Here is a 26,629-nt window from a genome sequence, read left to right on the forward strand (position 1 = left end):
CCAAGTGAGGGGCGACAGCATCCCGTGCGCATCGCCAGATTCTCCATCGACGGCAATGTCGCCTTCGGCGCGGTCGAGGACACCCCGCAGGGGCCCGTGCTCGACATCATCAAAGGCATTCCTTACGCCGACTTCGAGCTCTCCGGGACCAAGGTCCCGCTGAGCAAGGTCCGGCTGCTGCCGCCGGTGCTGCCCAACAAGGTCGTGGCCATCGGCCGCAACTACGCGGAGCACGCCAGGGAGCTCGGCAACGAGGTCCCGGACGTTCCGGTCGCCTTCTTCAAGCCCACCACCTCGGTGATCGGCTCCGGCGACGCGATCGAGTACCCCTCCTTCTCCAACGAGCTGCACCACGAGGCCGAGCTCGCCGTGGTGATCGGCCGGATGTGCCGCGAGGTCCCGCGCGAGCGCGTCAAGGACGTCATCTTCGGCTACACCTGCGCCAACGACGTCACCGCGCGCGACGCCCAGCAGCGCGAGAAGCAGTGGGCCCGGGCCAAGGGCTTCGACACCTCGTGCCCGCTCGGCCCCTGGGTGGAGACCGACCTCGACCCGACGGATCTCACGATCCAGGCGACGGTCAACGGCGAACAGCGCCAGCTGGGCCGCACCAGCGAGATGATCCGCTCCATCGAGGACCTGGTCGTCCACATCACCGAGGCCATGACGCTGCTCCCGGGCGACGTCATCCTCACGGGGACCCCGGCCGGAGTCGGCCCCCTCAACGTCGGCGACGAGGTCGCCGTCACCATCGAAGGCATCGGCACTCTCACCAACAAGGTTGTCAAGCGTGGCTAGCGCATCCGGCTCTCCCGTACGCGTCCGTTTCTGTCCCTCCCCGACCGGCAACCCGCACGTCGGCCTGGTCCGCACCGCCCTGTTCAACTGGGCCTTCGCCCGGCACAACCAGGGCACCATGGTCTTCCGCATCGAGGACACCGACGCGGCCCGCGACTCCGAGGAGTCGTACAACCAGCTGCTCGACTCGCTGCGCTGGCTGGGCCTCGACTGGGACGAGGGCCCGGAGGTCGGCGGCCCGCACGCGCCCTACCGCCAGTCCCAGCGGATGGACATCTACCAGGACGTGGCCGAGAAGCTGCTCGCGGGCGGCTACGCGTACCACTGCTACTGCACCACCGAGGAGCTCGACGAGCGCCGCGACGCGGCCCGCGCCGCCGGCCGGCCGTCCGGCTACGACGGCCACTGCCGCGACCTGAGCGCCGAGCAGAAGGCGGCGTACGAGGCGGAGGGCCGCACGGCCATCGTCCGCTTCCGGATGCCCGACGAGCCGATCACCTTCACGGACCTGGTCCGCGGCGAGCTGACCTTCACCCCGGACAACGTGCCGGACTACGGCATCGTGCGCGCCAACGGCGCCCCGCTGTACACGCTGGTGAACCCCGTCGACGACGCCCTGATGGAGATCACCCACGTCCTGCGCGGCGAGGACCTGCTCTCCTCCACCCCGCGCCAGATCGCGCTCTACAAGGCGCTGATCGAGCTGGGCGTGGCCAAGGGGACCCCGGCCTTCGGCCACCTCCCGTACGTCATGGGCGAGGGCAACAAGAAGCTCTCCAAGCGCGACCCGCAGGCCTCCCTGAACATCTACCGGGAGCGCGGCTTCCTCCCGGAGGGCCTGCTCAACTACCTCTCGCTCCTCGGCTGGTCCTTCTCGGCCGACCAGGACGTCTTCTCGATCTCCGACATGATCGCGAAGTTCGACGTCGCCGACGTCAACGCCAACCCGGCCCGCTTCGATCTGAAGAAGGCCGAGTCGATCAACGGGGACCACATCCGCCTGCTCGACGTGAAGGCGTTCACGGCCGCCTGCGAGCCGTGGCTGACCGCCCCGCACGCCAACTGGGCGCCCGAGGACTTCGACCGCGCCGCCTGGGAGGCCATCGCGCCGCACGCCCAGACCCGGGTCACGGTCCTCTCGGACATCACGGCCAACGTCGACTTCCTCTTCCTGAAGGAGCCGGTCGAGGACGAGGCGTCCTGGGCGAAGGCGATGAAGGAGGGCTCGGACGCGCTGCTGCGCACGGCCCGCGAGAAGCTGGAGTCGGCCGACTGGTCGTCCCCGGAGTCCCTCAAGGAGGCCGTCCTGGCCGCCGGCGAGGCGCACGGCCTCAAGCTCGGCAAGGCCCAGGCCCCGGTCCGCGTCGCCGTCACCGGCCGCACGGTGGGCCTGCCGCTCTTCGAGTCCCTGGAGATCCTGGGCAAGGAGAAGACGCTGGCCCGCATCGACGCGGCGCTCGCGAAGCTCGCGGCATAGCCGAGCGATGTAAGAGTGACGTACGACCCGAAGGGGCGGCAGCCGGTCCGGCTGCCGCCCCTTCGGCGTACCGTCGCCGTATGACCGTCCGCGCCGTCCTCTGGGACCTAGACGACACCCTCTTCGACTACGCCTCGGCCGCCCGCAGGGGCATGCACGTGCATCTGGAGGCCGAGGGGCTGCCCGACGCGTACGCGTCGATGGAGCAGGCGCTCACGACCTGGGACGAGCTCACCGCGTACCACTGGGCGCGGTTCGCCGCGGGGGAGACCGACTGGCAGGGGCAGCGGCGCGACCGGGTGCGCGCGTTCCTGGGGGCCGAGCTGAGCGACCCCGACGCCGAGGCGTGGTTCGAGCGGCACCTGGCCCACTACGAGGCCGCCTGGTCGCTCTTCCCGGACACCGTGCCCGTCCTCGACCGGCTCGCCGACGGCTACCGGCACGCCGTCCTCTCCAACTCCTCCCTCCACCACCAGGAGCGCAAACTGCAGGTCCTGGGCGTACGGGACCGGTTCGAGGCCGTGGTGTGCGCGGCCGAGCTGGGGATCTCCAAGCCCGACGCCGGGGCCTTCCACGCGGCCTGCGAGGCGCTGGGCCTGGCGCCGGGGGAGGTCGCGTACGTGGGCGACCAGCCCGACATCGACGCGCGCGGGGCGGGCGAGGCGGGGCTCCTGGGGATCTGGCTGGACCGCCACCAGGTGGGCGGGCGGCCCGAACTGATCCGGATCACGGGCCTGGAGGAGCTCCCGCCCCTGCTGCGCCGCGATACCCGTTTTGGAGCGCCGGACACCTTCGGGTAATGTTCTTCCTGCGCCGAGGGGAGCGGGAAGAAAAGCCCGGAACCGAAAGCGCAAGCCGAGCAAGACTCCCAGCGGGGGTTGCGCTTTGGTGGCCTATGGTGTAATTGGCAGCACGACGGTTTCTGGTTCCGTTAGTCTAGGTTCGAGTCCTGGTAGGCCAGCTCGCAGAGCTTATCTGCACCGCGGATTCCAGATCCGCAAAGCCCCCGTTGTGTAGCGGCCTAGCACGCTGCCCTCTCAAGGCAGTAGCGCCGGTTCGAATCCGGTCGGGGGTACAGATCCTTCCCAGGGAGGCAGTCCGGGTCGCACCCGCTGACTCTCATGCAGGATCGCTAGGGCCCCCGTTGTGTAGCGGCCTAGCACGCCGCCCTCTCAAGGCGGTAGCGCCGGTTCGAATCCGGTCGGGGGTACTGGTCTAAACCACCATGGGCTATGGTGTAATTGGCAACACTACGGTTTCTGGTACCGTCATTCTAGGTTCGAGTCCTGGTAGCCCAGCGGATCGTCAAGATCTGAGGATCTTACGGGATCCAAGCACGCCCCCGTTGTGTAGCGGCCTAGCACGCCGCCCTCTCAAGGCGGTAGCGCCGGTTCGAATCCGGTCGGGGGTACGTGAAGAAGGGGCCCGGCACACACTGTGTGCCGGGCCCCTTCCGCATGTCCGGAAGGCACTCGGGGGCCGGTCGCCCCCGGGCGCTGTTCACGGCCTGACGAACCGCCGCGCCGACTCCTGCGCCTGGGCCAGCCGCCGCAGACTCAGCAGCACCGGCTCGTACAGGACGGTCAACGCCACCGCCGCCTCGACCTGTTCGGCCGGGGCGTCGTAGCGCTCCACCAAGTCCAGGTCGGTGACCGCCACTTGGGCGGCGGCCGCCGCGTACGGGGCCAACTCCTCGGTGGAGCAGGGATATCCGAGCCGGGCGAGCGCGGTCACCGCCGCGAGCAGCGTCAGATACGCGCCCGAGCTGCCCTGCGGGTCCGAGCCGCCGTACTGCCAGCCGAGCCCGTCGACCAGCGCGTCCACCGTCGCGCGCGCCGCCCGCGCGTACGGGTCGGCGGGGTCGGGCTCCGGCGCGTTCGGCAGGGCCTCGACGGCGACGCCGAGCCGCGAGTGGTGGTCCAGGGAGTCGTCCTCCAGGGCCGCGAGCACCCCCTTGGCGGCGGCCACCGGCACCCGGCCCACCTGGATCAGCGCGCGCACCAGCTTGAGCCGCTGGAGGTGGGCGGTGTCGTAGTCCGCCTGGGTGGCGGTGACCCGGTGGCCCGGCGGCAGCAGCCCCTCGCGCAGGTAGTACTTGATCGTCGCCGGGGCTACCCCGCTCCGCTCGCTCAGCTCCGCCAGTCTCATTCCTCTTGCGCCTTCCCTTGGAGAGTGCCACTATCTAACCACCGGATAGCGCAACTATCCAATGCAGGGCCCGAGCGCCGTCGTCTGTCACTGGGGGAACGTCATGAGCGAGAAGCCGATCGAAGGACGTATGACCGCCGCCGCCGAGGGGGACATGGTGGTCTTCCTCATCGGGATGCGCATCAACCGCTTCCGCGCGCTGCGCAGTTGGCTGCCGGTCACGGCCGCGATGCCCCGGATGCTGAAGGAGCTCGTCAAGGACGAGGACAGCGGGCTGCTCGGCTTCCAGCCCGTGCTGGCCGGGCCGCGCACCCTGGCGGTGGTGCAGTACTGGGAGTCCAAGGAGAAGCTCCTGGCGTACGCGTCGGCGCAGGGCAAGGAGCACCGCCCGGCCTGGGCGGCCTTCAACCGCCGGGCGCGGGGCGCGAAGGGGGCGGTGGGCATCTGGCACGAGACGTACGTGGTCCCCGCGGGCTCGCACGAGTCGGTCTACGTCGGCATGCCGGCGTTCGGCCTCGGCAAGGCGACGGGTGTGGTGCCGGTGGGGCGCCGGGGGGACCGGGCGGCGGACCGCTTGAAGGCGGCGTAGCCGCGCCCCGGGGGCGGGTGCGTCGTCTGCGGGCCGTCTGTGGCTGGTCGCGCAGTTCCCCGCGCCCCTGAAAACTCTCGGTCATGTGCGGACCGTGCCCGCTTCTCGCGCAGCTCCCCGCGCCCCTGGGAAGCTGTGGCTGAGCTGGCTTCTCTGGCTGCGGCGGACGACCTAAGGGGCGCGGGGAACTGCGCGAGCAACCACAGACGGCCCGCAGACAACCCCCGGGCAAAAGAAACGGCCCCCGCTGCGGCGTTGAAGCGGGGGCCGGAGGTGGACGTGGGGTGGGCTAGCCGTTGCGGCGCAGGGCCTCCGAGAGGCGGGCGGCGGCGTCGATGACCGCCTGGGCGTGCATCCGGCCGGGATGGCGGGTGAGGCGCTCGATCGGTCCGGAGACCGAGACGGCCGCCACCACGCGGTTGGACGGCCCGCGCACCGGCGCCGAGACCGAGGCCACGCCCGGCTCGCGCTCGCCGATCGACTGGGCCCAGCCCCGGCGCCGTACGCCCGACAGGGCCGTCGCCGTGAAGCGGGCGCCCTGCAGGCCCCGGTGCAGGCGCTCCGGCTCCTCCCAGGCCATCAGGATCTGGGCGGAGGAGCCCGCCTTCATCGTCAGGGTCGAGCCGACCGGCACGGTGTCCCGCAGTCCGGACAGCCGCTCGGCCGCCGCCACACAGATCCGCATGTCGCCCTGGCGACGGTAGAGCTGGGCGCTCTCGCCCGTCACGTCGCGCAGATGCGTGAGCACGGGACCCGCCGTGGCCAGCAGACGGTCCTCGCCGGCCGCGGCCGCGAGCTCCGCGAGCCGCGGGCCGAGGATGAACCGGCCCTGCATGTCCCTCGCCACCATCCGGTGGTGTTCCAGTGCCACGGCAAGACGGTGTGCCGTGGGTCGTGCGAGCCCGGTGGCCGCGACCAACCCCGCGAGGGTGGCCGGACCGGACTCCAGGGCGCTCAGGACGAGAGCCGCCTTGTCGAGAACGCCGACGCCGCTAGAGTTGTCCATGAAACGATACTCGCGTCTCACTCTGTGAAACGCAAGTTCAATTTTCTCCGGAACTTGCGAACCTGTACTGGCGGTCCGCACAACGGTCCGCAGCCACCGTCCGGTCCCGGGGGCCCGGCGGTACACCCGGTCTCTAGTTGGGCCGGCGACGACGCCGGCCGGAGGGAAAGCGATGGGTAGGACACTCGCGGAGAAGGTCTGGGACGACCATGTCGTCAGGCGCGCCGAGGGCGAGCCCGACCTCCTCTTCATCGATCTGCACCTGCTGCACGAGGTGACCAGCCCGCAGGCGTTCGACGGTCTGCGCGCCAACGGCCGCCCGGTGCGGCGCCTCGACCTCACCATCGCCACCGAGGACCACAACACCCCGACCCTCGACATCGACAAGCCCATCGCCGACCCGGTCTCCCGGGCCCAGCTGGAGACGCTGCGCAAGAACTGCGCCGAGTTCGGCGTACGGCTGCACCCGCTCGGCGACGTCGAGCAGGGCGTCGTCCACGTGGTGGGACCGCAGCTGGGCCTGACCCAGCCCGGCACCACCGTGGTCTGCGGCGACTCGCACACCTCCACGCACGGCGCCTTCGGTGCCCTGGCGTTCGGGATCGGCACCTCACAGGTAGAGCATGTGCTCGCCACCCAGACCCTGCCACTGGCGCCCTTCAAGACCATGGCCATCACCGTCGACGGCGAGCTGCCCGACGGCGTGACCGCCAAGGACCTGATCCTGGCCATCATCGCCAGGATCGGCACCGGCGGCGGCCAGGGCTATGTCCTGGAGTACCGCGGCTCGGCCATCGAGAAGCTCTCGATGGAGGCCCGGATGACCATCTGCAACATGTCGATCGAGGCCGGCGCCCGGGCGGGCATGATCGCCCCCGACCGGACCACGTTCGACTACCTCGAAGGCCGCGCGCACGCCCCCAAGGGCGCCGACTGGGACGCGGCGGTCGCGTACTGGCAGACCCTCAAGACGGACGAGGACGCGGTCTTCGACGCCGAGGTGGTCATCGACGCCACCGAGCTCTCGCCGTTCGTCACCTGGGGCACCAACCCGGGCCAGGGCGCACCGCTTTCGGCGTCCGTCCCCGACCCGGCTTCGTACGAAGACGCTTCGGAGCGCCTGGCCGCCGAAAAGGCCCTGGAGTACATGGGGTTGACCGCGGGCCAGCCGCTGAAGGCCATCGACGTCGACACCGTCTTCGTAGGTTCCTGCACCAACGGCCGCATCGAGGACCTGCGCTCGGCCGCCTCCGTCATGGAGGGCCGCAAAGTCGCCGACGGCGTACGGATGCTGGTCGTCCCGGGCTCGGTGCGGGTCGCCCTGCAGGCCGTCGAGGAGGGCCTGGACAAGGTCTTCACCACCGCCGGCGCCGAATGGCGGCACGCGGGCTGCTCGATGTGCCTGGGCATGAACCCGGACCAGCTGGCCCCCGGCGAGCGCTCCGCCTCCACCTCCAACCGCAACTTCGAGGGCAGGCAGGGCAAGGGCGGCCGCACCCATCTGGTCTCGCCGCAGGTCGCGGCCGCGACAGCGGTTCTCGGCCATCTGGCCTCGCCCGCCGACCTCACCGACGCCCGTACGCCCGCTGGAGTCTGATCAGCCATGGAAGCTTTCACCACGCACACCGGCCGGGCCGTCCCGCTGCGCCGCTCCAACGTCGACACCGACCAGATCATCCCGGCCCACTGGCTGAAGAAGGTCACCCGGGACGGCTTCGAGGACGGACTGTTCGAGGCCTGGCGCAAGGACCCGTCCTTCGTCCTGAACAAGCCCGAGCGCCAGGGGGCGTCGGTGCTGGTCGCGGGCCCCGACTTCGGTACGGGATCCTCGCGCGAGCACGCGGTCTGGGCGCTGCAGAACTATGGCTTCAAAACCGTGATCTCGTCTCGGTTCGCCGATATCTTCCGGGGCAACTCGCTGAAGAACGGGCTGCTCACCGTGGTTCTCGACCAGAAAGTCGTGGACCAGCTCTGGGAGCTGACGGAAAACGACCCGAACGCCGAGATCACCGTTGACCTCAACGACCGCCAGGTCCGCGCGGAAGGCGTCACGGCCGACTTCGAACTCGACGAGAACGCCCGCTGGCGGCTCCTGAACGGCCTCGACGACATCAGCATCACCCTCCAGAACGAGCCGGACATCGCCGCGTACGAGGCGAAGCGCCCCTCCCACAAGCCCAGCACTTCGCTGGTCTGAGGCTTTCGCGGGCCGGTCGCCGCCTCCTGGGCGGGCCTTCGGCAGTCTTTCGGCCCAACACGCCCCCTGTCTTTCGGGACAGGGGGCGTGTTGCGTTGCGGGGTGTCAGGGTGGCGTCAACTAGCCTAGGCTGCACAGCAGATGGCCGGATTGGGACTTGCGCGACCGGTGGTCGTTGGGGGGCCGGAAACCACCCGGAATCCCTCAGTTGCCCCCGCCGGAGGCGACAACTCGCCCCAGATGGCACAATCGGCGCATGGAACGCGACAGCCAACTCAAGCTCTACCGGGTCGTCGCGGACCGACTGAAAGAAGCGCACACAGTGGTGCGTGAACTGCAAGTCCCGGAGGGCGTACGGATGGCGCTGTCCCGGAAGCTGCTGGTCATCACAGCGGCTGCCAAACACGATCTCGCCGATGCGGCAAGGCGTCTGGACCGGTTGATGAAGGACCTCGACGAGGGCCGATTCCCCGAAGACGACTGAGTTGCAAGGAGTTGGCGAAGGCCGACTTCGTTGCGGCACTAGGGTGATTAGCCCGTTTCGTGTTTGATTTGCGGTATATATCTGCCTAACGTGCGAAAAAGCCAGAACAGATTCGTTCCGGCCAATGTCTCCGAAGGGGAAGACGTGAACAAGGCGCAGCTCGTAGAAGCGATTGCCGACAAGCTCGGCGGCCGTCAGCAGGCCGCGGACGCCGTGGACGCGGTGCTGGACGCGGTCGTCCGCGCCGTCGTCGCTGGCGACCGGGTCTCGGTCACCGGTTTCGGTTCGTTCGAGAAGGTCGACCGTCCGGCCCGTTACGCCCGCAACCCGCAGACGGGTGAGCGCGTGCGGGTCAAGAAGACCTCGGTTCCGCGCTTCCGTGCGGGTCAGGGCTTCAAGGACCTGGTCAGCGGCTCGAAGAAGCTCCCCAAGGGTGACGAGGTCGCCGTGAAGAAGGCGCCCAAGGGCAGCCTCTCCGGTGGTACGTCCAGCCGGAGCACGGTCAAGAAGGCGGCGGCGAAGAAGGCCACCACCGCCAAGAAGGCCGCCGCCAAGAAGACCACGGCGAAGAAGACCGTCGCGAAGAAGACCGCCACGAAGGCCGTGGCGAAGACGACGGCGGCGAAGAAGACCACCGCAAAGAAGGCCACCACCGCCAAGAAGGCGACCCCGGCCAAGAAGGCGACCACCACCAAGAAGGCCGTGGCGAAGAAGACCGCGCCCGCGAAGAAGGCCGTCGCGAAGAAGGCGCCCGCCAAGAAGGTCACCGCGCGCAAGACCACCGCCAAGAAGACGACTGCCCGCAAGAAGTAGGCACCGCCGGACGGCTCACGCGCCGGGCCGGGCTCCCCTCGGGGAGCCCGGCCCGCGGCGTGTCCGGCCGTTTTCAGGGCATCCGCCGCCTCAGAAGGTCTGCAGCGTCACCAGCGTGATGCGCAGGGACGCGCCCTCGCCCTCGGTCTCGATGCGCACGCGCTGGCCCACCCGCAGCAGCCGCAGCCCGCCCGCGTCGAAGGCCTCGGCCCCGAAGTCCACCGGGGTGCCGTCGTCGAGCAGCACACTGCCGCTGCGGGTCTCGAAGTCGTATGTGTACGCGGTCGCCTGCATACCGGAAAGCCTAGTGCCCCGGTACGACATCGACCGCGCCCCGCAGCGCCGCCGTGGCCGGGCCCGGGCCCAGGGCGAGCGCGGTGCGCAGGTCCGCGCCGGTGTCCACGTCCTGGCGCACCGAGTCCACCCCGCTCAGCAGGATTTCCGCCGCCCCCGACGCCGAATGCGCGGCGCGCGAGGGCCCGCCGAAAGCCGGGGCCAAATCCACTCCGGGCCCCGCCGAAAGGAATGTCGTCCCGATTCCGGCCGCATCGGCCAGAAATGCGCGCGGAAATACGGAGGCGGCATCCAGAACGCGGCCCAATTCCGCCGGCCGCAGTGCGGGCAGATCCGCGTTGAGGGCCGCGACCGGCGCCCCGGGGCGCAGTGCCCGTACCGCGTACGCCCCGTGCGCGAGAGCGGCGTTGAGGCCCGCACCCGGGCGGTCCCCGACGATCCGGGCGCCCAGCGCGGCCAGCTCCGCGCCCGCCAGCGGATCGTCCGTGACGACCGCCACATCCCGTACCGCGGGGCAGGTGAGCGCCGCCCCCACGGTGTCCAGGGCGAACGCCAGAGCGAGCCGCGGCCGCAGCCGCGCGCCGACGGCGGGGGCGAGCCTGCTCTTCGCCAGTGCCAACGGCTTCAGCGGTACGACCAGGGACCAGCGGGCCGGTGGTGCGGTGTTCGTGGCGTCCTCCTGGCTCTCGGCTCTCCCCGCCCCGTCGAACGCATAGTCGCTGGACAGGACCGGGGTCATTGTCACCCGGCCAGGAGGGGGCGCCCCACGGTCGGGGCGTACGGTGTTCTCGACAGACCGGAGGGCCGGGGCGACACTTGCTCCCTGCGTGGTTCACGCAGTCATCGACAGTGGTCTGTCCTAGAGGAAGGTGCTCCGAGTGTCCCGCCGCAGAATCGGCTTCTGGTACCGCCTGGCGGCGGTCATCGCCAAACCTCCACTGGTGGTGCTTTTCAAGCGGGACTGGCACGGAATGGAGAACATTCCGGCGGAGGGCGGCTTTATCACCGCCGTCAATCACAACTCGTATCTCGACATGTTCTCGTACGGGCACTTCCAGTACAACACCGGACGGGTGCCCCGATTCCTCGCCAAGGCCGCGCTCTTCAAGGCGCCCGGCGTGGGACTGCTGCTGCGCGGCACGGGCCAGATTCCCGTCTACCGCGAGTCCTCCAACGCCTTCGGCGCCTTCCGGGCCGCCGTCGACGCGATCGAGGGCGGCGAATGCGTCGCGTTCTACCCCGAGGGCACCCTCACCCGCGACCCCGGCATGTGGCCGATGACCGCCAAGACCGGTGTCGCGCGCGCCGCGCTGCAGACGAAGGCCCCGGTCATCCCGGTCGCCCAGTGGGGCGCCAACTTGGCGATGCCGCCCTACGCCAAGGAGAAGAAGGTCCGCCTCTTCCCCCGCAAGACCCTCCAGGTGAAGGCCGGTCCGCCGGTCGACCTCGAGCGCTTCTACGACAAGGAGCCCACGCCCGAGGTGCTGCGCGAGGCGACCGAGGTCATCATGGCCGCGATCACCCGCCAGCTGGAGGAGATCCGGGGCGAGAGCGCCCCCGCGAAGCCGTACGATCCGCGCGAAGTCCGCGCGCAGCAGCGCCGCAAGGCCGCCGGGGAGGGCACCAAGTGACACACGCCGCCACCAAGGCAGCAGTATTCGGAACCGGCTCCTGGGGTACGGCGTTCGCCATGGTCCTCGCCGACGCGGGCTGCGAGGTGACCCTCTGGGGCCGCCGCCCCGAACTCGCCGAGGCGATCAACACCACCCGCACCAACCCCGACTACCTGCCGGGCATCGAACTGCCCGCGGGGGTACGGGCGACCACCGACCCCGCCGAGGCCGCCGAGGGCGCCGACTTCACCGTCCTGGCCGTGCCCTCGCAGACCCTGCGCGGCAACCTCGCCGCCTGGACGCCGCTGCTCGCCCCCGACACCGTGCTGGTCTCCCTGATGAAGGGCGTCGAACTCGGCACCGCCAAGCGGATGAGCGAGGTGATCGAGGAGGTCGCCAAGGTCTCCGCCGACCGCGTCGCCGTGGTCACCGGACCCAACCTCGCCAAGGAGATCGCCCAGCGCCGGCCCGCCGCCGCCGTGGTCGCCTGCCGCGACGAGGCCGTGGCCCAGCGCCTCCAGGCCGCCTGCCACACCCCGTACTTCCGGCCGTACACCAACACCGACGTCGTCGGCTGCGAGCTCGGCGGCGCCGTCAAGAACGTCATCGGGCTCGCCGTCGGCATCGCGGACGGCATGGGCCTGGGCGACAACGCCAAGGGCTCGCTCATCACCCGCGGCCTCGCCGAGACCACCCGGCTCGGGCTCGCGATGGGCGCCGACCCGCTGACCTTCTCCGGCCTCGCGGGCCTCGGCGACCTCGTCGCCACCTGCTCCTCGCCGCTCTCGCGCAACCACACCTTCGGCACCAACCTCGGCCGGGGCATGACCCTCCAGGAGACCATCGCGGTCACCAGGCAGACCGCCGAGGGCGTCAAGTCCTGCGAGTCCGTGCTGGATCTGGCCCGCCGCCACGGCGTCGACATGCCGATCACCGAGACCGTCGTCGGCATCGTCCACGAGGGCAAGCCGCCGGTGGTCGCGCTCAAGGAGCTGATGTCGCGCAGCGCCAAGTCCGAGCGGCGCTGAAGGCGGCGGACCGAACGGGTACGCTCAACGCGATATGAGCAGCGAGAACCTCCCCCAGAGCCCTGAGAGCACCCAGCAGCCGCGCAAGCCGCGGGTGGCCGTCGTGTTCGGCGGCCGCAGCTCCGAGCACGGCATCTCGGTCGTCACCGCCGGTGCCGTGCTGCGCGCCATCGACCGTACGAAGTACGACGTGCTGCCCATCGGCATCACGACGGACGGCCGCTGGGCGCTCACCGCCGACGAGCCGGAGCGGATGGCCATCGCCGACCGCAAGGTGCCCAGCGTGGCCGAGCTCGCCGAGTCCGCCGAGGGCGGCGTCGTGCTCCCCGTGGACCCCAACAGCCGCGAGGTCGTCTACACCGAACCCGGCCAGGTCCCCAAGGCGCTGGGCGAGGTCGACGTCGTCTTCCCGGTGCTGCACGGCCCGTACGGCGAGGACGGCACCCTCCAGGGCCTCCTGGAGCTCTCCGGCGTCCCCTATGTCGGCTCGGGCGTGCTCGCCTCGGCCGTCGGCCAGGACAAGGACTACATGAAGCGGGTGTTCACCTCGTTCGGGCTGCCGGTCGGCCCCTACCTGGTGGTCCGGCCGCGCGAGTGGGAGCAGGACCAGCAGGGCGCCCGCAAGCGGATCGCCGCGTTCGCGGGCGAGCACGGCTGGCCGCTGTTCATCAAGCCGGCCCGGGCCGGCTCCTCCTTCGGCATCACCAAGGTCGACTCCTTCGAGGGCCTGGACGAGGCCATCGAGGAGGCGCGGCGCCACGACCCCAAGTTCCTGGTCGAGTCGCTGCTGCGCGGCCGTGAGATCGAGTGCGGCGTCCTGGAGTTCGAGGACGGGCCGCGCGCGAGCGTGCCGGCCGAGATCCCGCCGGTCACCGACCACGCCTTCTACGACTTCGAGGCCAAGTACATCGACTCGGCCGACGGGATCGTGCCCGCGCCGATCGGCGCCGAGGCCACCGCCGAGGTGCGCCGGCTCGCCGTGGAGGCGTTCGAGGCCGCGTCCTGCGAGGGATTGGTCCGGGCGGACTTCTTCCTCCAGGAGAACGGCGAGTTCGTGATCAACGAGATCAACACGATGCCGGGCTTCACGCCGATCTCGATGTACCCGCGGATGTGGGAGGCCACCGGCGTCGACTACGCGGAGCTGGTGGACCGGCTGATCGACGCGGCGCTGCGCCGCTCCACGGGCCTGCGTTAGACCGTCTTCGCGATGGCCTTTTGGATGGGGGCGCCGAACGGCTGGAGCACGGACGCGTCGTTCGCGTAGCGCTTGCCCGTTCGCAGCTCGACGTAGGGGTCCCGGTACTGGGTGATGAAGCGGGGCCCCTCGGCGCGCTGCTGCACGGTCCAGTCGACGCCCTCGACGCCGACGCCCGGGAGCGTCGGATCCGACATCTCCTCGGGTCGCGGGATGCCGCAGCGCAGTACGATCTCCGCGTCCCCGTTCCCCCACCGGGCCGTCAGCGGTGAGTCAGGGGTGGGGTCGTGCCGCTTCTGCCCGGCCACGGTGTCCGGCAGCGCCTTGTCCAGCGCCGCGCAGGCGGCCGCCTCCTTCGCCGCCGGCGAGGGAACCGCGGTCCCCGTGTCGGCGTCGGACGAGGAAGAACAGCCCGCGGCCGCCATGAGCATGGCGACCGCGGGCAGGGTGAGCAGCGGACGGCGGCGCGGAGAAGTCACCGGTCAAGGGTAAGCGGGGGCTACAGATGAACCACCGGGCAGGTCAGGGTGCGGGTGATCCCGTCCACCTGCTGGACCTTGGCGACCACCATGCGGCCCAGCTCGTCGACCGTGTCCGCCTGGGCGCGCACGATCACGTCGTACGGCCCGGTGACGTCCTCGGCCTGGATCACCCCCGGAATCTTTGCGATGGTCTCGGCGACGGTCGACGCCTTGCCCACCTCGGTCTGGATGAGGATGTACGCCTGTACCACGGAACCTCCAGGGCGGCCACGAGGATCATGTCCCCTCCCTACGGCGGGGAGGCCCAAGGGGGGAAGAAAGAGACGCCACGGTATCGCGTCGCCGTGTGCGCCGGGGAGTACCGCGCAGGCGCGGGCGCTCGCACATCCGCGTGCGCGGAGCAGAAGTTGACGTATGTGTTGACGGTACCCACCGAGATGACGGCTCGCGACCGCGAGCGCACCGGGTGCCAAGGGGTACGAGGATGAGAGGTGGCACGGTGAAAGGCACTGTGGGCGAGTTGGGGGAGTTCGGGCTCATCAGGGAGCTGACCTCCCGGCTCACCTCGACCCCCGCGGTCCGGATCGGCCCCGGCGACGACGCCGCGGTCGTGACCGCACCCGACCGCAGGGTGGTGGCGAGCACGGACATCCTCCTGGAGGGCCGCCACTTCCGGCGCGACTGGTCGACCGCGTACGACGTGGGCCGCAAGGCCGCCGCGCAGAATCTGGCCGATATCGCCGCCATGGGCGCGGTCCCGACGGCACTGCTGCTCGGGCTGGTCGTCCCGGCCGAGCTCCCGGCCACCTGGCCGGTCGAGCTGATGGACGGGATCCGTGACGAGTGCCAGGTCGCGGGGGCGGCCGTGGTCGGCGGCGACGTCGTGCGCGGCGACACCATCACCGTCGCCATCACCGCCCTCGGCGACCTGCGCAACCACGAGCCGGTGACCCGCGGCGGCGCCCAGCCGGGCGACGTGGTCGCGGTGACCGGCTGGCTCGGCTGGTCGGCGGCGGGCTACGCGGTGCTCTCGCGCGGCTTCCGCTCGCCGCGCGCCTTCGTGGAGGCCCACCGCCGCCCGGAGCCGCCGTACCACGCGGGCCCCGCGGCCGCCGGGCTCGGCGCCACCGCCATGACGGACGTCAGCGACGGCCTGGTGGCGGACCTCGGGCACATCGCGGAGGCGAGCAAGGTCCGTATCGACCTGCGCTCGGGCCTGATCGACATCCCGACGCAGATGAACGACATCGGCCAGGCGGTCGGCATCGACCCGATCCAGTGGGTGCTGACCGGGGGAGAGGACCACGCGATCGTGGCGACGTTCCCGCCGGACGTGAAGCTGCCCGCGCGCTGGAAGGTGATCGGGGAGGTGCTCAACCCGTCGGCGCTGCCGCAGGTGACCGTCGACGGCGCCCCCTGGACCGCGAAGGGCGGCTGGGACCACTTCGGGGACGCGGAGTGAGCGCCGCGCCGCCCCGGGTGCTGACCGTCGCCGGTTCCGACTCCGGCGGCGGCGCGGGCATCCAGGCCGACCTCAAGACGATGCTGGCCCTCGGCGTCCACGGGATGAGCGTGATCACCGCCGTGACCGCGCAGAACTCGCTGGGCGTCCAGGGCGCCTGGGAGCTGCCCGCCGAGGCGGTCCGGGCGCAGTACCGCTCGGTGGTCGACGACATCGGCGTCCAGGCGGTCAAGACGGGAATGCTCTCGTCCGCCGCCCTGGTGGAGACGGTCGCGGAACTCCTGTCCGCGACGGACGCGCCGGTGGTCGTGGACCCCGTAGGGGTCTCCAAGCACGGCGACGCGCTGCTGGCGGCGGAGGCACTGGAGTCCGTACGGACCCGGCTGCTCCCGGTCGCGACCGTGGCCACGCCCAACCTGGACGAAGTGGCGCAGCTCACGGGCGTACGGGTCGAGGACGAGGACGGAATGCGGCGGGCGGCGGAGGCGATCCTCGCCCACGGCCCCCGCTGGGCCCTGATCAAGGGGGGTCACCTGGCGGGCTCGGCGTCCCCGGAGGCGGCCGACCTGCTCACCGACGGCACGCGGGAGCACTGGCTCCGCACCCCGCGCCTGGACAACCGCCACACGCACGGCACCGGCTGCACCCTGGCCTCCGCCCTGGCCTCGGGCCTCGCGAAGGGCCTCACGGTCCCGGAGGCGGCGGTGTCAGCGAAGGAGTACGTGACGGGGGCGATCGGGGCGGGGTTCGCACTGGGGGCGGGGATCGGCCCGGTGGATCATGGCTGGCGGTGGCGCACCGGCTGAGGGGTGCGGGGGCTACCTGATGGGCTTCTCGCCCCGATCGCCCCCATCCCCCCAGGGGCGCGGGGAACTGCGCGCCCAGCCACGCACGGTCCGCAGACCGGCACCGGCCCTTTGGGCCCACCGGCCGCAGGTCGAAAACGCACGACAAAAAGCCGGCCCACCAAGGTGGACCGGCTTTTTGGGCAACCGGAAAGGCTGCGCTACGACGAAACGTCGGCGTTAGCGCGAGACCTTGCCGGCCTTGATGCACGAGGTGCAGACGTTGAGCCGCTTCGGCGTCCGACCGACCACGGCACGCACACGCTGGATGTTCGGGTTCCAGCGACGAGACGTACGGCGGTGCGAGTGCGAAATGTTGTTGCCGAAGCCCGGCCCCTTGCCGCAGACGTCGCAGTTGGCAGCCACGGGTCACTCCAAAGACTTCAGATGCACTTACAGTGAAAACCGGCGCACCGGAATCAGAGATCTGAAGTGGCTTGCCGGGGAATGGCCCGACTCTCGCCGGGCAACCGAAGCAGCATACAACGGCTGCTCCCGAGATACGAAACTACCATGACCGCCGCCGCACCCCACCCCGGGCCGACGCCCCGCCCCGGGTCTACCCTGCTGCTGGCCCGCAGCTCACCGGCCGCCCAAGGAGGACACCAGGTGCACGAGAAGGAGGGGCGGCCCGCAGGGCCTCCGTTGAGGGCGGTGGTGGGAGACGGGCGGGCCCTGGACGCCGTCGCGGTACGCACCTGGTGCTCGCTGGCCCTGGACGGGCTCGGCCGGGACCGCGAGGAGATCGACGCGGTCAACGTCTACCCCGTCGCGGACGGGGACACCGGCACCAACCTCTATCTGACCGTGGAGTCCGCCCACCAGGCGGTCGAGGCGGTCTTCGCCGCGTACACCGAGGTGCCGCAGACCGGGGAGCCCAAGACGGCCGACGTCATACGGGCCATGGCGCACGGCGCCCTGGTGGGCGCACGCGGCAACTCCGGCACGATCCTCTCCCAGCTGCTGCGCGGCATGGCCGAGGTCCTGGCCGAGCGCGGCACGGACCTGTCCGGGGCCCTGCGCCGGGCCGCCGAGTCGGCGTACGAGGCGGTCGCGCACCCGGTCGAGGGCACGGTCCTGACAGTGGCGACGGCAGCGGCCGACGCGGCCCGGGGGACGGACGGCGACGCGGCGGCCGTGGCCACCGCCGCCTACGGCGGAGCCCGGCGGGCCCTGGAGGAGACGCCCGGGCAGCTCGCGGTCCTCGGCCGCGCCGGGGTCGTGGACGCGGGCGGCTGGGGTCTGGTGACGGTCCTGGGGGCGCTGGCGCAGGCGCTCTCGGGCGAGGCACCGGTGGTACGGCACGAGGCGCATCCGCCGCTCGACCCGCACACCTGCCCCTCCGAGCCTGTGGAGAGCGCCGGGCCCGCCTTCGAGGTGATCTACCTCCTGGAAGCCGATGACGACGCCGTGGCCCGGCTGCGGGGCCGCCTCGACGTGCTCGGGGACTCCCTGGTGGTCGTCGGCGGCGACGGGCTGTGGAACGTCCACGTACACGTGGACGACGCGGGCGCGGCCGTCGAGGCAGGCGTGGAGGCGGGCCGCCCGTACCGGATCCGCATCACCCACTTCGGGGCCCGCCCCGAGCCGCGCGAGCAGGTCCAGCGGGCCGTCGTGGCGGTCGTGCCCGGCGAGGGCCTGGCCGGGCTGTGCGCCGAGGCCGGGGCGACCGCCGTCCTCGCCCGGCCCGGCGAGCCCCCGGCCAGCGGCGAGCTCGTCGACGCGATCCGCCGCGCCCACGCGCGCGAGGTCGTGCTGCTGCCCAACGACGCCGAGCTGCGCCACACCGCCGCCGCGGCCGCGGAGCAGGCGCGCACCGAGGGCGTACGGGTCGCGCTCATCCCCACCCGGTCCGCCGTCCAGGGCCTCGCCGCGCTCGCGGTGCACGCCCCCGACCGCCGCTTCGACGAGGACGTGGTCGCGATGACGGCGGCGGCCGGGGCCACCCGGTACGCGGAACTGGCCGTCGCGGAGCGGCAGTCGTGGACCACGGCAGGCATCTGCCAGGCCGGGGACGTGCTGGGCCTCATCGACGGCGACGTGGCCGTGATCGGGCAGGACCTGGCCCGTACCGCGAAGGCGGTCCTGGACCGGATGCTGGCGGCGGGCGGCGAACTGGTCACCCTGGTGCTGGCCGCCGACGCCCCCGCCGAGCTGGCGCCCGGCATCGAGGCCCATGTGCGCGAGGCCCATCTCGCGGTCGACACGCTCGTCTACGACGGCGGCAACCAGAGCGCCCCGCTGCTGATCGGCGTCGAGTAGCGGGGCGCGTGGCCCGTCGAGTGGGCGCCGTACGCGGTGAGTTGTCCACAGGGGGCCGGGGGATCCTGCGGGATGTCAGTGGTGTGGTGTGCAATGGATCGCGTGCCTGCGCTCGATGAACCCCTCAAGAAGCTGCTCGGCGGCCCCACCGCGAAGGTCATGGCCGAGCAGCTCGACCTGCACACGGTCGGCGACCTCCTCCACCACTACCCGCGGCGGTACGAGGAGCGCGGCCAGCTGACCAAGCTGGCCGAGCTGCCCCTCGACGAGGACGTGACGGTCGTCGCCCAGGTGGCCGACGCGCGCGTGCACACGTTCAACGGCGGCCGCGGCCAGCGCCTGGAGATCACCATCACCGACGGCAGCGGCCGCCTCCAGCTGGTCTTCTTCGGCCGCGGCATCCACAAGCCGCACAAGGAGCTGCTGCCCGGCAGCCGCGCGATGTTCGCGGGCAAGGTGTCGATGTTCAACCGCCGCCTCCAGCTCGCCCACCCCACGTACGCGAAGCTGAGCGCCGACGGCGACGACTCCGCCGAGGTGGTGGACTCCTGGGCGGGCGCGCTCATCCCGATCTACCCCGCCTGCAAGGGCCTGGAGTCCTGGAAGATCGCCAAGGCGGTCGACGCGGTGCTGCCCAGCGCCCAGGAGGCAGTGGACCCGCTGCCCCCCTCCCTGCGGGAGGGCCGTGGCTTCGTCCCGCTGCCCGAGGCGCTGCTCAAGGTCCACCGGCCGCACACCAAGGACGACGTGGAGCAGGCCCGCCAGCGGCTGAAGTGGGACGAGGCGTTCGTCCTCCAGGTGGCCCTGGCCCGGCGCCGTCACGCGGACGCCCAACTGCCCGCGGTGGCCCGCAGACCCACCCCCGACGGCCTGCTCGACGCCTTCGACGCCAAGCTCCCCTTCACCCTCACCGACGGCCAGCGCACGGTCTCCAAGGAGATCTTCGACGACCTGGCGACCGAGCACCCGATGCACCGGCTGCTCCAGGGCGAGGTCGGCTCCGGCAAGACGATGGTCGCCCTGCGCGCCATGCTCGCCGTGGTCGACAGCGGCGGCCAGGCAGCGATGCTCGCGCCCACCGAGGTCCTGGCCCAGCAGCACCACCGGTCCATCACCGAGATGATGGGCGAGCTCGCCGAGGGCGGGATGCTGGGCGGCTCCGACCTCGGTACCAAGGTCGTGCTGCTCACCGGGTCGATGGGCGCGCCCGCCCGCCGCCAGGCGCTGCTGGACCTGGTCACCGGCGAGGCGGGGATCGTCATCGGCACGCACGCGCTGATCGAGGACAAGGTGCAGTTCCACGACCTGGGCCTGGTCGTCGTCGACGAGCAGCACCGGTTCGGCGTCGAGCAGCGCGACGCCCTGCGCGGCAAGGGCAAGCAGCCCCCGCACCTCCTGGTGATGACGGCCACCCCGATCCCGCGCACGGTCGCCATGACCGTCTTCGGCGACCTGGAGACCTCCGTCCTGGACCAGCTCCCGGCGGGTCGTTCGCCCATCGCCAGCCATGTCGTCCCCGCCCAGGACAAGCCGCACTTCCTGGCCCGCGCCTGGGAGCGGGTCCGCGAGGAGGTCGCCAAGGGCCACCAGGCGTACGTGGTGTGTCCGCGCATCGGTGACTCCGCGGACGAGGCGGACGGGAAGAAGGCGGGCAAGAAGAAGTCCGCGGAGGACGAGGCGGAGAAGCGGCCGCCGCTCGCCGTCCTGGACATGGCCGAGCAGCTCCGCAAGGGCCCGCTCCAGGGGCTGCGCGTCGAGGTGCTGCACGGCCGGATGCAGCCGGACGACAAGGACGACGTGATGCGCCGGTTCGCGGCCGGCGAGGTGGACGCGCTGATCGCGACCACGGTCATCGAGGTCGGGGTGAACGTGCCGAACGCCACCGCGATGGTGATCATGGACGCGGACCGGTTCGGTGTCTCGCAGCTGCACCAGCTGCGCGGCCGCGTCGGCCGCGGCTCGGCCCCGGGCCTGTGCCTGCTGGTCACCGAGATGCCGGAGGCGAGCGCGGCCCGGGCCCGGCTGAACGCGGTGGCCGCCACCCTCGACGGCTTCGAGCTCTCCCGGATCGACCTGGAGCAGCGCCGCGAGGGCGATGTGCTGGGCCAGGCCCAGTCGGGTGTGCGCTCGTCGCTGCGGATGCTCGCGGTCATCGAGGACGAGGAGGTGATCGCGGCGGCCCGCGAGGAGGCGGTGGCCGTGGTGGCCGAGGACCCGGATCTGGAACGGCTGCCCGCACTGCGGACGGCCCTGGACGCCCTGCTGGACAAGGACCGCGAGCAGTACCTCGACAAGGGCTGACATGGGGCTGACAAGGGGCCGACCGGGGCGCGCGGGCGGCGTTCGCGCCGGGTTCTGAGAAACTGGGGGACACCAGTGACGTACGTACACCGACAAGGACTCAGATGACCCGCGTGATCGCCGGCCGGGCCGGCGGACGCCGCCTGGCCGTACCGCCGGGCAACGGCACCCGCCCCACCTCCGACCGCGCGCGCGAGGGCCTCTTCTCCACCTGGGAGGCCCTGCTCGGCACGCTGGAGGGGATCCGGGTCGCGGATCTGTACGCCGGGTCGGGCGCGGTCGGCCTGGAGGCCCTCTCCCGGGGCGCCTCGCACGCGCTGCTCGTCGAGGCCGACGCCCGGGCCGTGAAGACCGTCCGCGACAACGTGCGCGTACTGGGCCTTCCGGGCGCGGAGGTACGTAACGGAAAAGCGGAGCAGATCGTTGCGGGCCCGGCTCCCGAAACCCCCTTTGACGTGGTGTTTCTCGACCCGCCGTATGCGGTGACCGACGACGATCTTCGCGAGATCCTCCTCACACTCCGCACGGAGGGCTGGCTCGCCGACGAGTGCCTGGTCACCGTGGAGCGCAGCACCAGAGGCGGAGAATTCGGCTGGCCGCAGGGGTTCGAGGCACTGCGGGCCCGTCGCTACGGCGAGGGCACGCTTTGGTACGGTCGCGCCGCCTCTACGTGCGAAGACGCACCATGACCGGGAGCGAGGGACATCAGTTGCGCCGAGCAGTCTGTCCGGGGTCGTTCGACCCCATCACCAATGGACACCTCGACATCATCGCCCGCGCCTCCAAGCTGTACGACGTGGTGCACGTCGCGGTGATGATCAACCAGTCGAAGAAGGGCCTGTTCACCATCGAGGAGCGGATCGGGATGATCCGCGAGGTGACCGCCGACTTCGGCAACGTGGAAGTCGAGTCCTTCCACGGCCTGCTGGTCGACTTCTGCAAGCAGCGTGACATCCCCGCCATCGTGAAGGGCCTGCGCGCGGTCAGCGACTTCGACTACGAGCTCCAGATGGCCCAGATGAACAACGGGCTCTCGGGCGTCGAGACGCTGTTCGTGCCGACCAACCCGACGTACAGCTTCCTGTCGTCGTCGCTGGTCAAGGAGGTCGCGGCATGGGGCGGAGACGTCTCCCACCTGCTGCCCGCCACCGTCCACGAGGCACTGGTCGCCCGGATCGCCGAGCAGCGCTGAGCTGACGATGCGTCAGCTGGTGTCGGGCGGGCCCCGACTGGCCTTACAGTCGTCCCGTCCGTCTCCCAACCAGTCGTAGAGAGTGGCGAGCCCACGGTGGACGTGCAGAAGAAGCTGGACGAGATCGTCGACGTCGTCGCCGGTGCCCGCTCCATGCCCATGTCGGCCTCGTGCGTGGTCAACCGCGCCGAGCTGCTCGCGCTCCTGGAGGAGGTGCGCCAGGCCCTGCCCGGCTCACTCGCCCAGGCCCAGGAGCTGATCGGCGGCCGCGAGCAGCTGGTCGAGCAGGCCCGCCAGGAGGCCGAGCGGATCATCGAGTCCGCGCACGCCCAGCGGGGCACGCTGATCTCCGACACGGCCGTCGCCCGGCAGTCGCAGGACGAGGCCGACCGGATCCTCGCCGACGCCAAGCGCGAGGCCGACGAGATCCGCGCCGAGGCCGACGACTACGTCGACTCCAAGCTGGCCAACTTCGAGGTCGTCCTCACCAAGACCATCGGCTCGGTCGACCGCGGCCGCGAGAAGCTGCTCGGGCGCGGCCCCGGCCTGGACGAGCAGGGCCAGGCCGACGCGGACGCCCCCGAGTACAGCCCCGACCCGCAGACCCTGATCCGGCGGGCCGACGAGTACATCGACACCAAGCTCGGCGCCTTCGAGGCCGTCCTCGCCAAGACCCTCGAAGCGGTCGGCCGCGGCCGCGAGACCCTGCACGGCCGGATCGCCAGCGACGAGCTGGGCGCGCACATGGCCGCCCAGGACGCCGCGGGAGCCCTCGGCGGGGGCCACACCAGCGACGCGGACTACCTCGCGGGCCTGGCCGAGCTGGCCGACCCCCAGCCGCAGGCGGCCGCGCCCCAGCAGGCCCAGGTCCCGGCGCAGGTCTACGACCCGTACGGCTACGGCCAGGCCCAGGCGCAGCCCCAGCAGGACCCGTACGCCTACCAGCAGCCCCAGCAGCAGTACGCGCAGTACGGCTACGACCAGCAGCAGCCGCAGCAGGACCCGTACGGCTACGACCAGCAGGCCTACGGCCACCACGGCCAGCAGGCCGTCCCGCAGCAGCCCGCGCACCCGCCGCAGCCCGCCCTGGACGAGACCAGCCTGTTCGACACGAGCATGATCGACCTGGAACAGCTGCGGCAGTACGAGCAGGGGCGGTAGCCGGGCGCCGCGGCCCGGATTGGGTCAATCGCGGCGCGTCCAGTATCCTGGCTGTTCGGTCGCGCGTACGTCCGCGATCAACGCTGCCCGCGCATCGCCGCACCCACGGCGTCGCAAGGCGGCCACCCTCCACGATCCGAAAGCGGGAAGAACCCTGAGCACGCACCTCGACCACCGCAACCCCCTCGTGTTCGACACACACGAGCTGGGCCGGCGTCCCGGTGCGCTCCAGCGGATCTCCCGCACGGTCGAGGCGCCCGCCGATCTCGGGATCGACGGCGTCGTCGGAGTGCCCCAGGGCGCGCCGGTGGAGATCGAGCTCCGCCTGGAGTCGGTCATGGAAGGGGTGCTTGTCACAGGCACCGCCCGTGCATCGGCCGAGGGTGAGTGCGTAAGGTGTCTGGAGCCGCTGGAGCTCGCGCTCGATGCGGACTTCCAGGAGTTGTTCTCGTACCCTGACGCCGACGACCGGGGCCGCAGCAAGAAGGCGGAGCCGGCCGACGACGCCGAGGACGAGGACGACACCATCCCGCTTGAGGACGGACTTTTCGACCTTGAGCCCGTGCTGCGTGATGCGGTGGTGCTCGCACTGCCGATGCAGCCGGTGTGCCGGGAGACCTGCCTCGGCCTGTGTTCCACATGTGGATTCAGGCTTGAGGACGACCCCGACCACCACCACGACGCCGTCGACATCCGTTGGGCGGCACTGCAAGGACTCGCCGGGACCATCCAGGACGGCGAGAAGGACAACATGAGCGGCACTGCCTCTGACGTGCAGCGCGCCGCCGAGAAGCAGGAGAAGTAGCCGTGGCTGTTCCGAAGCGGAAGATGTCGCGCAGCAACACGCGCCACCGCCGGTCGCAGTGGAAGGCTGCGGTCCCCACCCTGGTTACGTGTGAGCGTTGCCAGGAGCCGAAGCAGCAGCACATCGCGTGCCCGAGCTGCGGCACCTACAACAAGCGCCAGGTCCTCGAGGTCTGAGCGGCTGGTGAGAGGCCCGATGTCTGATCTGTCGAATGCCGGCGCCAAGAAGGCGGGCAGTAGCGACAACAACTCGGCCTCGTCCCACACGCTTCTGGAAGGGCGGCTCGGGTATCACCTTGAGTCCGCCCTTCTGGTGCGTGCGCTGACCCATCGTTCGTACGCGTACGAGAACGGCGGTCTGCCGACCAACGAGCGGCTGGAGTTCCTCGGGGACTCCGTGCTGGGCCTGGTCGTCACGGACACGCTGTACCGCACCCACCCCGATCTCCCGGAAGGCCAGCTGGCCAAGCTCCGGGCCGCGGTGGTCAACTCTCGTGCGCTGGCGCAGGTGGGCCGTGGGCTCGACCTCGGCTCCTTCATCCGGCTCGGCCGGGGCGAAGAGGGCACGGGCGGCCGGGACAAGGCTTCCATCCTCGCCGACACGCTTGAAGCGGTGATCGGCGCGGTCTATCTGGACCAGGGTCTTGAGGCGGCTTCCGAGCTCGTCCACCGGCTCTTCGACCCCCTGATCGAGAAGTCCTCGAACCTCGGGGCCGGCCTGGACTGGAAGACCAGTCTCCAGGAGCTCACCGCGGCCGAAGGCCTCGGCGTTCCGGAGTACCTGGTCTCCGAGACGGGTCCCGACCACGAGAAGACCTTCACTGCTGCCGCCCGCGTCGGTGGTGTCTCGTACGGCACCGGCACCGGCCGCAGCAAGAAGGAAGCGGAGCAGCAGGCCGCGGAGTCGGCATGGCGCGCGATCAGCGCGTCCGCCGACGAGCGGCTGGCGAAGGCCAAGGCGGAGGCCGAGGCCGCCGTCACCGAGCCGGAGGGCGGGACGCCGACCCCCGCCGCCGACCCGGCCGCCTGAACCGTCTTCCTTGATCCCCGTCGCACTCCGGTGCGGCGGGGATCGTTGCTTTTCACGCGCGGGGCCGGTGAGCCCGGCCGGCCCACCGGCCGCGCCCGGGGCCGCGATACGCTGCGCACACCCCAGAGACCCGCCCCCCTTCCGAGGAGTCCCCGTGCCCGAACTGCCCGAGGTGGAAGTCGTGCGGCGGGGGCTGGAGCGCTGGGTCGCCGGGCGGGTCGTGGATCACGTGGACGTGCTGCACCCCCGGGCCGTGCGGCGCCATCCGGCCGGGGCGGCGGACTTCGCGGCCCGGCTCAAGGGACACCGCATCGGGGTGGCCCGGCGGCGGGGGAAGTATCTGTGGCTGCCGCTGGCGGACACCGGCCAGTCGGTGCTCGGGCACCTCGGGATGAGCGGGCAGCTCCTGGTGCAGCCCGAGAGCGCGCCCGACGAGAAGCACCTGCGGATCCGGCTGCGCTTCCAGGACGCCGCCGGCACCGAGCTGCGCTTCGTCGACCAGCGGACCTTCGGCGGGCTCTCGCTCCACGACAACACGCCCGACGGGCTGCCCGACGTGATCGCGCACATCGCGCGCGACCCGCTCGACGAACTCTTCGACGACGCCGCCTTCTTCACCGCGCTGCGGCTGCGGCGCACGACGGTCAAGCGCGCGCTGCTCGACCAGTCGCTCATCAGCGGCGTCGGCAACATCTACGCCGACGAGGCGCTGTGGCGCGCCAAGTTGCACTACGAGCGCCCCACTTCGACGCTCACACGCCCCAAGTCCGCCGAACTCCTCGGCCACGTACGGGACGTGATGAACGCGGCGCTCGCCGCCGGCGGCACCAGCTTCGACAGCCTCTACGTCAATGTGAACGGGGAGTCGGGGTACTTCGACCGCTCCCTCGACGCGTACGGGCGCGAGGGCGAGCCCTGCCGCCGGTGCGGCACGCCGATGCGCCGGCGGCCGTGGATGAACCGGTCCAGCTACTTCTGCCCGCGCTGTCAGCGCCCGCCGCGCACCGCGTCGTAACGCTCGCGGGCTTCGAGGACCGTCGGCATCCGGTCCTCCATCAGGTGGATCAGCCCGAGCAGGCGCTCGGCGACCTCGTACCCCAGCGGGGTCAGGGTGTAGTCGACGCGCGGCGGGTTGGTCGGCTGGGCCTCGCGGTGGACGAGCCCGTCGCGCTCCAGCGCGTGCAGCGTCTGGGAGAGCATCTTCTCGCTCACCCCGTCGACCCGCCGCCGCAGCTCGTTGAAGCGGAAGCTCCCCTCGTGGAGCGCGCCCAGCGTGAGGCTGCCCCAGCGGCCGGTGACGTGCTCAAGGGTGCCGCGCGAGGGGCACGCCTTGGAGAAGACGTCGAACGGCAGGTCCGCGGGGTCGGCGGTGGCGGTCTCTTCCATGTCTCCCACCATACGACGAGACAGCGCTAACCAGAAGTTAGCGCTGTCTCATAGAGGGT

Annotated in this window: 30 protein-coding genes and 5 tRNA genes; 27 read left to right on the forward strand and 8 right to left on the reverse strand. The window is 71.2% G+C overall.

Going from position 1 to position 26,629, the window contains the following annotated elements:
* Positions 1-24 precede the first annotated feature (24 nt).
* From BX283_RS28290 to BX283_RS28325, 8 genes are all read left to right on the forward strand, one after another.
* Complete coding sequence (locus tag BX283_RS28290; RefSeq protein ID WP_101390312.1) at positions 25-798, forward strand: fumarylacetoacetate hydrolase family protein; 774 nt, start codon at positions 25-27, stop codon at positions 796-798.
* The gene (gltX, locus tag BX283_RS28295; protein WP_373979301.1) at positions 791-2,275 is read left to right on the forward strand and encodes a glutamate--tRNA ligase; all 1,485 of its coding nucleotides are present in this window, start codon (positions 791-793) and stop codon (positions 2,273-2,275) included. The genes BX283_RS28290 and gltX overlap by 8 nt, the downstream gene beginning before the upstream one ends.
* An 80-nt stretch (positions 2,276-2,355) precedes the next feature.
* The gene (locus BX283_RS28300) at positions 2,356-3,075 is read left to right on the forward strand and encodes an HAD family hydrolase (protein WP_101390314.1); all 720 of its coding nucleotides are present in this window, start codon (positions 2,356-2,358) and stop codon (positions 3,073-3,075) included.
* A gap of 89 nt (positions 3,076-3,164) precedes the next feature.
* Positions 3,165-3,236, forward strand: a tRNA-Gln gene (locus BX283_RS28305).
* A 41-nt stretch (positions 3,237-3,277) separates the two neighbouring features.
* Positions 3,278-3,350, forward strand: a tRNA-Glu gene (locus tag BX283_RS28310).
* Between the two features lie 62 nt (positions 3,351-3,412).
* Positions 3,413-3,485: transfer RNA gene (locus BX283_RS28315), tRNA-Glu, on the forward strand.
* 16 nt (positions 3,486-3,501) lie between these two features.
* A tRNA-Gln gene (locus BX283_RS28320) sits at positions 3,502-3,573 on the forward strand.
* Between the two features lie 40 nt (positions 3,574-3,613).
* A tRNA-Glu gene (locus BX283_RS28325) sits at positions 3,614-3,686 on the forward strand.
* An 89-nt stretch (positions 3,687-3,775) separates the two neighbouring features.
* Here the strand turns inward: BX283_RS28325 and BX283_RS28330 are convergent.
* On the reverse strand, positions 3,776-4,423 hold the full coding sequence (locus tag BX283_RS28330; RefSeq protein ID WP_101390315.1) for a MerR family transcriptional regulator: 648 nt from the start codon (positions 4,421-4,423) through the stop codon (positions 3,776-3,778).
* Positions 4,424-4,526: 103 nt separating this feature from the next.
* On the opposite strand from BX283_RS28330, the gene BX283_RS28335 reads away from it, so the two are divergent.
* Entirely contained in the window at positions 4,527-5,012 is a 486-nt protein-coding gene (locus BX283_RS28335; protein WP_180357275.1) for a DUF4188 domain-containing protein, read from the forward strand.
* 289 nt (positions 5,013-5,301) lie between these two features.
* Here BX283_RS28335 and ndgR read toward each other — a convergent pair whose 3' ends face one another.
* A complete protein-coding gene (gene ndgR, locus BX283_RS28340) occupies positions 5,302-6,018 on the reverse strand; it encodes an IclR family transcriptional regulator NdgR (protein ID WP_005311436.1) in 717 nt (238 codons plus the stop codon).
* A gap of 172 nt (positions 6,019-6,190) precedes the next feature.
* Between ndgR and leuC the strand changes: the two genes are divergently transcribed.
* From leuC to BX283_RS28360, 4 genes are all read left to right on the forward strand, one after another.
* On the forward strand, positions 6,191-7,615 hold the full coding sequence (gene leuC / locus BX283_RS28345; RefSeq protein ID WP_101390316.1) for a 3-isopropylmalate dehydratase large subunit: 1,425 nt from the start codon (positions 6,191-6,193) through the stop codon (positions 7,613-7,615).
* A gap of 6 nt (positions 7,616-7,621) precedes the next feature.
* Positions 7,622-8,215, forward strand: a complete 594-nt coding sequence (leuD, locus tag BX283_RS28350) for a 3-isopropylmalate dehydratase small subunit (RefSeq protein WP_101390317.1) — start codon at positions 7,622-7,624, stop codon at positions 8,213-8,215.
* Positions 8,216-8,471: 256 nt separating this feature from the next.
* Positions 8,472-8,699, forward strand: coding sequence for a hypothetical protein (locus BX283_RS28355; protein WP_101390318.1), 228 nt, complete (start codon positions 8,472-8,474; stop codon positions 8,697-8,699).
* A 144-nt stretch (positions 8,700-8,843) separates the two neighbouring features.
* Positions 8,844-9,512 carry an HU family DNA-binding protein gene (locus BX283_RS28360; RefSeq protein WP_101390319.1) on the forward strand — a complete coding sequence of 223 codons (669 nt, stop codon included), beginning with the start codon at positions 8,844-8,846 and terminating at the stop codon, positions 9,510-9,512.
* A gap of 90 nt (positions 9,513-9,602) precedes the next feature.
* Here BX283_RS28360 and BX283_RS28365 read toward each other — a convergent pair whose 3' ends face one another.
* Both BX283_RS28365 and cofC read right to left on the reverse strand, forming a co-directional pair.
* Positions 9,603-9,806 (reverse strand): hypothetical protein, encoded by a 204-nt coding sequence (locus BX283_RS28365; protein ID WP_101390320.1) that lies wholly within the window; start codon positions 9,804-9,806, stop codon positions 9,603-9,605.
* A 10-nt stretch (positions 9,807-9,816) separates the two neighbouring features.
* Entirely contained in the window at positions 9,817-10,545 is a 729-nt protein-coding gene (gene cofC, locus BX283_RS28370) for a 2-phospho-L-lactate guanylyltransferase (protein ID WP_101390321.1), read from the reverse strand.
* Positions 10,546-10,684: 139 nt separating this feature from the next.
* Here cofC and BX283_RS28375 point away from each other — a divergent pair, with 139 nt between their 5' ends.
* The 3 genes from BX283_RS28375 to BX283_RS28385 are packed head-to-tail and all read left to right on the forward strand — an operon-like array spanning position 10,685 to position 13,645.
* Positions 10,685-11,437 (forward strand): 1-acyl-sn-glycerol-3-phosphate acyltransferase, encoded by a 753-nt coding sequence (locus BX283_RS28375; RefSeq protein WP_101390322.1) that lies wholly within the window; start codon positions 10,685-10,687, stop codon positions 11,435-11,437.
* A complete protein-coding gene (locus tag BX283_RS28380; protein ID WP_101390323.1) occupies positions 11,434-12,447 on the forward strand; it encodes an NAD(P)H-dependent glycerol-3-phosphate dehydrogenase in 1,014 nt (337 codons plus the stop codon). The genes BX283_RS28375 and BX283_RS28380 overlap by 4 nt, the downstream gene beginning before the upstream one ends.
* Before the next feature lie 34 nt (positions 12,448-12,481).
* Positions 12,482-13,645 (forward strand): D-alanine--D-alanine ligase family protein, encoded by a 1,164-nt coding sequence (locus BX283_RS28385; protein WP_101390324.1) that lies wholly within the window; start codon positions 12,482-12,484, stop codon positions 13,643-13,645.
* Here BX283_RS28385 and BX283_RS28390 read toward each other — a convergent pair.
* Together BX283_RS28390 and BX283_RS28395 are read right to left on the reverse strand one after the other, a co-directional pair.
* Positions 13,642-14,124 (reverse strand): DUF3515 domain-containing protein, encoded by a 483-nt coding sequence (locus tag BX283_RS28390; protein ID WP_257583906.1) that lies wholly within the window; start codon positions 14,122-14,124, stop codon positions 13,642-13,644. The two genes, BX283_RS28385 and BX283_RS28390, sit on opposite strands and share 4 nt — an antisense overlap.
* Positions 14,125-14,144: 20 nt before the next feature.
* The gene (locus tag BX283_RS28395) at positions 14,145-14,378 is read right to left on the reverse strand and encodes an Lrp/AsnC family transcriptional regulator (protein ID WP_064070330.1); all 234 of its coding nucleotides are present in this window, start codon (positions 14,376-14,378) and stop codon (positions 14,145-14,147) included.
* Positions 14,379-14,626: 248 nt separating this feature from the next.
* Here BX283_RS28395 and BX283_RS28400 point away from each other — a divergent pair, with 248 nt between their 5' ends.
* Positions 14,627-15,589 carry a thiamine-phosphate kinase gene (locus tag BX283_RS28400; protein WP_101390325.1) on the forward strand — a complete coding sequence of 321 codons (963 nt, stop codon included), beginning with the start codon at positions 14,627-14,629 and terminating at the stop codon, positions 15,587-15,589.
* On the forward strand, positions 15,586-16,395 hold the full coding sequence (thiD, locus tag BX283_RS28405; protein WP_101390326.1) for a bifunctional hydroxymethylpyrimidine kinase/phosphomethylpyrimidine kinase: 810 nt from the start codon (positions 15,586-15,588) through the stop codon (positions 16,393-16,395). The genes BX283_RS28400 and thiD overlap by 4 nt, the downstream gene beginning before the upstream one ends.
* Before the next feature lie 219 nt (positions 16,396-16,614).
* Here the strand turns inward: thiD and rpmB are convergent, their stop codons facing one another.
* Positions 16,615-16,800 carry a 50S ribosomal protein L28 gene (rpmB, locus tag BX283_RS28410; protein WP_003957616.1) on the reverse strand — a complete coding sequence of 62 codons (186 nt, stop codon included), beginning with the start codon at positions 16,798-16,800 and terminating at the stop codon, positions 16,615-16,617.
* A 147-nt stretch (positions 16,801-16,947) separates the two neighbouring features.
* On the opposite strand from rpmB, the gene BX283_RS28415 reads away from it, so the two are divergent.
* The 9 genes from BX283_RS28415 to mutM all read left to right on the forward strand — a co-directional run bounded on the left by BX283_RS28415 (position 16,948) and on the right by mutM (position 26,199).
* Positions 16,948-18,696 (forward strand): DAK2 domain-containing protein, encoded by a 1,749-nt coding sequence (locus tag BX283_RS28415; protein WP_101390327.1) that lies wholly within the window; start codon positions 16,948-16,950, stop codon positions 18,694-18,696.
* A gap of 93 nt (positions 18,697-18,789) precedes the next feature.
* A complete protein-coding gene (gene recG, locus BX283_RS28420) occupies positions 18,790-20,997 on the forward strand; it encodes an ATP-dependent DNA helicase RecG (protein WP_101390328.1) in 2,208 nt (735 codons plus the stop codon).
* 104 nt (positions 20,998-21,101) lie between these two features.
* Positions 21,102-21,686 (forward strand): 16S rRNA (guanine(966)-N(2))-methyltransferase RsmD, encoded by a 585-nt coding sequence (gene rsmD / locus BX283_RS28425; protein WP_101390329.1) that lies wholly within the window; start codon positions 21,102-21,104, stop codon positions 21,684-21,686.
* Between the two features lie 20 nt (positions 21,687-21,706).
* The gene (gene coaD / locus BX283_RS28430) at positions 21,707-22,189 is read left to right on the forward strand and encodes a pantetheine-phosphate adenylyltransferase (protein ID WP_180357494.1); all 483 of its coding nucleotides are present in this window, start codon (positions 21,707-21,709) and stop codon (positions 22,187-22,189) included.
* Positions 22,190-22,285: 96 nt separating this feature from the next.
* Entirely contained in the window at positions 22,286-23,350 is a 1,065-nt protein-coding gene (locus BX283_RS28435; RefSeq protein ID WP_101390331.1) for a cell division initiation protein, read from the forward strand.
* A gap of 154 nt (positions 23,351-23,504) precedes the next feature.
* Entirely contained in the window at positions 23,505-24,155 is a 651-nt protein-coding gene (locus BX283_RS28440; RefSeq protein WP_101392620.1) for a DUF177 domain-containing protein, read from the forward strand.
* Positions 24,156-24,157: 2 nt separating this feature from the next.
* A complete protein-coding gene (rpmF, locus tag BX283_RS28445; RefSeq protein ID WP_101390332.1) occupies positions 24,158-24,331 on the forward strand; it encodes a 50S ribosomal protein L32 in 174 nt (57 codons plus the stop codon).
* 19 nt (positions 24,332-24,350) lie between these two features.
* Positions 24,351-25,184, forward strand: coding sequence for a ribonuclease III (gene rnc, locus BX283_RS28450; protein ID WP_101390333.1), 834 nt, complete (start codon positions 24,351-24,353; stop codon positions 25,182-25,184).
* A 154-nt stretch (positions 25,185-25,338) separates the two neighbouring features.
* A complete protein-coding gene (gene mutM, locus BX283_RS28455) occupies positions 25,339-26,199 on the forward strand; it encodes a bifunctional DNA-formamidopyrimidine glycosylase/DNA-(apurinic or apyrimidinic site) lyase (RefSeq protein ID WP_101390334.1) in 861 nt (286 codons plus the stop codon).
* Here mutM and BX283_RS28460 read toward each other — a convergent pair.
* On the reverse strand, positions 26,172-26,570 hold the full coding sequence (locus BX283_RS28460; RefSeq protein ID WP_101390335.1) for a helix-turn-helix domain-containing protein: 399 nt from the start codon (positions 26,568-26,570) through the stop codon (positions 26,172-26,174). The two genes, mutM and BX283_RS28460, sit on opposite strands and share 28 nt — an antisense overlap.
* Between the last annotated feature and the right edge of the window lie 59 nt (positions 26,571-26,629).

This window comes from Streptomyces sp. TLI_146 (genome assembly GCF_002846415.1).
Classification (GTDB): domain Bacteria; phylum Actinomycetota; class Actinomycetes; order Streptomycetales; family Streptomycetaceae; genus Streptomyces.

What these genes read in the sequence shown, in the direction of transcription:
- leuD (WP_101390317.1), top strand. Translation starts at nt 7,622, where the DNA reads ATGGAAGCTTTCACCACGCACACCGGCCGGGCCGTCCCGCTGCGCCGC.
- leuC (WP_101390316.1), top strand. Translation starts at nt 6,191, where the DNA reads ATGGGTAGGACACTCGCGGAGAAGGTCTGGGACGACCATGTCGTCAGG.
- BX283_RS28460 (WP_101390335.1), bottom strand. Translation starts at nt 26,570, where the DNA reads ATGGAAGAGACCGCCACCGCCGACCCCGCGGACCTGCCGTTCGACGTC.
- recG (WP_101390328.1), top strand. Translation starts at nt 18,790, where the DNA reads ATGGATCGCGTGCCTGCGCTCGATGAACCCCTCAAGAAGCTGCTCGGC.
- rsmD (WP_101390329.1), top strand. Translation starts at nt 21,102, where the DNA reads ATGACCCGCGTGATCGCCGGCCGGGCCGGCGGACGCCGCCTGGCCGTA.
- BX283_RS28365 (WP_101390320.1), bottom strand. Translation starts at nt 9,806, where the DNA reads ATGCAGGCGACCGCGTACACATACGACTTCGAGACCCGCAGCGGCAGT.
- BX283_RS28335 (WP_180357275.1), top strand. Translation starts at nt 4,527, where the DNA reads ATGAGCGAGAAGCCGATCGAAGGACGTATGACCGCCGCCGCCGAGGGG.
- rnc (WP_101390333.1), top strand. Translation starts at nt 24,351, where the DNA reads ATGTCTGATCTGTCGAATGCCGGCGCCAAGAAGGCGGGCAGTAGCGAC.
- cofC (WP_101390321.1), bottom strand. Translation starts at nt 10,545, where the DNA reads ATGACCCCGGTCCTGTCCAGCGACTATGCGTTCGACGGGGCGGGGAGA.
- BX283_RS28415 (WP_101390327.1), top strand. Translation starts at nt 16,948, where the DNA reads ATGACCGCCGCCGCACCCCACCCCGGGCCGACGCCCCGCCCCGGGTCT.
- BX283_RS28355 (WP_101390318.1), top strand. Translation starts at nt 8,472, where the DNA reads ATGGAACGCGACAGCCAACTCAAGCTCTACCGGGTCGTCGCGGACCGA.
- BX283_RS28385 (WP_101390324.1), top strand. Translation starts at nt 12,482, where the DNA reads ATGAGCAGCGAGAACCTCCCCCAGAGCCCTGAGAGCACCCAGCAGCCG.
- BX283_RS28300 (WP_101390314.1), top strand. Translation starts at nt 2,356, where the DNA reads ATGACCGTCCGCGCCGTCCTCTGGGACCTAGACGACACCCTCTTCGAC.
- ndgR (WP_005311436.1), bottom strand. Translation starts at nt 6,018, where the DNA reads ATGGACAACTCTAGCGGCGTCGGCGTTCTCGACAAGGCGGCTCTCGTC.
- BX283_RS28330 (WP_101390315.1), bottom strand. Translation starts at nt 4,423, where the DNA reads ATGAGACTGGCGGAGCTGAGCGAGCGGAGCGGGGTAGCCCCGGCGACG.